This is a genomic window from Pseudoalteromonas fuliginea, from assembly GCF_000690055.1.
In the GTDB taxonomy this organism is placed as follows: domain Bacteria; phylum Pseudomonadota; class Gammaproteobacteria; order Enterobacterales; family Alteromonadaceae; genus Pseudoalteromonas; species Pseudoalteromonas fuliginea.
The window spans coordinates 1-2,516 of sequence record NZ_JJNZ01000138.1 but is presented as its reverse complement, the minus strand read 5'-3'; the positions used below and the strand labels follow the sequence as shown (position 1 = coordinate 2,516).

2 protein-coding genes and 2 pseudogenes are annotated in these 2,516 nt (G+C 36.6%); 1 reads left to right on the top strand and 3 read right to left on the bottom strand.

Translation table 11 applies throughout. The annotated features are described in order from the left end of the window. Positions 1-565: 565 nt before the first annotated feature. Positions 566-945, top strand: a pseudogene (locus DC53_RS00380) (IS110 family transposase); the annotation flags it as partial. Positions 946-998: 53 nt separating this feature from the next. On the opposite strand, the gene DC53_RS00385 reads toward DC53_RS00380, so the two are convergent. The 3 genes and pseudogenes from DC53_RS00385 to DC53_RS22990 all read right to left on the bottom strand — a co-directional run. Continuing rightward, positions 999-1,235, bottom strand: a complete 237-nt coding sequence (locus tag DC53_RS00385; RefSeq protein WP_008138954.1) for a hypothetical protein — start codon at positions 1,233-1,235, stop codon at positions 999-1,001. Positions 1,236-1,242: 7 nt separating this feature from the next. After that, positions 1,243-1,788 (bottom strand): hypothetical protein, encoded by a 546-nt coding sequence (locus tag DC53_RS00390; RefSeq protein ID WP_033032357.1) that lies wholly within the window; start codon positions 1,786-1,788, stop codon positions 1,243-1,245. A gap of 258 nt (positions 1,789-2,046) precedes the next feature. Continuing rightward, positions 2,047-2,306, bottom strand: a pseudogene (locus tag DC53_RS22990) (transposase); the annotation flags it as partial. Positions 2,307-2,516 lie beyond the last annotated feature (210 nt).

Here is a 2,516-nt window from a genome sequence, read left to right as displayed (position 1 = left end):
TAACGAGCCTGTAGATTAACTCGTTTTTAAATTTGTTTTTATTGATAAACAAACCATAGCTGAGTTCCTATTTTGGTTCAATTGATTACTGTATTTTTACGCAGAATATAGAAGTGTTTGATATTGTTTTAATTGGCGTTTTGGAAGGGATTACGGGTGTTTGAGTGGCTTTTATTTAGGGTAAAAGGGCTTACCCTTCTTAATGCATCGTGTTTGCAGCTTTTCTATATTATGAACAAGGCAATACAGTTGCCGCAGTGTAAAGTAAAGGCATTCTCTTTCATTTGACCCCGTAAGGTCAATTTATGCATCCCTTTATTCACCGTAATATTTCGCTTTTTATTTAAAGGAAAGCCGGTTCGATACAGCCGAGTCGTTTGCTATTCTTTAATAAACCAATATCGTAGCCCGATTGGGCTGTCTATTTTTACTTTCACTTTGTCTACATAGCTCAGTTTTTACGTGATTCATTATTTATAACAATGCACCCATAACACTGTTTTTGTTGGATTTTTTCTTAATAATTAGTATGGGTACCATCCTAATTTCCTAATTATTTTCATCCGCTATGGGGTCAAATTGTGACCGTTATAAATGCGATGCTAACATACAAAATACGCATACCGAACGCAGTGGGAAGAAGGAATGGATACACTGGCGATACTCATGCACTAAATTTTAAGGCAAACATTTGTGGAATGGACAGGATTATCTGTGCGTTATTCATTTTGGGCAAAAGCATCGTTACTTGGCCACGATAGTTGGCAGCAAGAAGCCAAAGGAAAACCTCATAATACAATCATCAGATCATTAGCATTTAAGTGGATACGAATCCTATTTAGGTGCTGGAAAACACATACGCCCTATGATGAATCAACTTACTTAACTGCATTGAAAAGTAAGGGATCACCGCTGTTAAAATTTGCGGTGGAAAGTGAGCTTTAGCGCTTGCTGTCCACCTCAGAGCGTGTTGTTAGTCGAATTATAAATACAAAAGATTATTTAACTCGTTTTAAGTTTCGCTTTTCGTCTTTCTCAATTGCAATATCTTCGGCAATTGTTTTTTCAGGCATAATATCTTCAATATTTTTTGGGCCTGCAATTAGTCCGCTTTCTAAATCAGCTAACTCAGGAGGCATATCTTTGCTAAAAAGATCTTCAGACCACTTTTTTGCTTTATTAGCAAGCCATTCGTCAAATTCAGGTGTGCCAGGTTTGGGTTTGTCTGTAGACATGGTAATCCTATAAATTTTGCCATAAATATGAAGGCGTATTACTTTCCTTCCCTTTTTTATAAGTAAAACCATGACCTTGGTAATACTTAATTAATTCAGCGTTTATAGGGCGCATGATTCTGACCTGATCTGCCCCAATTGAAGCTGCGTAAGTTTTAGCGGCTAAAACTGTAATTTCAACTATTTTACCCTTTAATGGGTGCCAAGAAGGCGCTCCCTCCAAGATATCTAATCTTAATCTTGAACCAGAAAAGGTTGGCTTGCCAATGCTTAACCCACATAACTGAGATTTTGCAAACCAAATAGCCAGATCAAAGCGTTTCGGGTGACGGTAGGCATACTGCCTAAAGCCTTCCGACCACGTCCAACTTGCATCATCGCTTCTACTTAAATTTTCCTCCCATCTCTTTGCATGAGCTAAGGCTATAGAGTCTACTGGTTTTAAGCCGACTATTTCAGACAAATTTTGAGGTAAACTATTTTGCGCAATTCTGCGACTACTATCTCTAAATTCATGATATTTATCTTCCGTTGATGAGTGTGATGCTTGCATAAAACTTCCTTTTAAAATGTTATAAATATATTTTCGAATGCCCAAGTGGAAAACTGGCTAACGAGCCTGTAGATTAACTTGTTTTTTATTTATTTTTATTGATGAATCAACCATAGCTGAGTTCCTATTTTGATTCAATTGATTACTATATTTTTCATAGAATATAAAAAGCTGGTTTGGTATTGTTTTAACTGGCGTTTTGGAAGGAATTACGAGTGTTTGATTGGCTTTATCTTGGCTTAAAAGGGGTTGCCTCTCTTAATGCATCGTGTTTTGCAGCTTTTCTATATTATGAACAAGGCAATACAGTTGCCGCAGTGTAAAGTAAAGGCATTCTCTTTCATTTGACCCCGTAAGGTCAATTTATTCATGCCTTTATTCACTGTAATGTTCCGCTTTCTATTTAAAGGAAAGCCGGTTCGATACAGCCGAGTCGTTTGCTATTCTTTAATAAACCACTATCGTAGCCCGATTGGGCTGTCTATTTTTACTTTCACTTTGTCTACATAGCTCAGTTTTTACGTGATTCATTATTTATAACAATGCACCCATCACACTGTTTTTGTTGGATTTTTTCGTAATAATTAGTATGGGTACCATCCTAATTTCCTAATTATTTTCATCCGCTATGGGGTCAAATGGTAATCCCCCCATTTTTAATGGAGGCTATCTGTAGAATTTTCGTTGTTTAACTTTTCCAGTTTTTGTATGGGTGTTATTCCACCTAT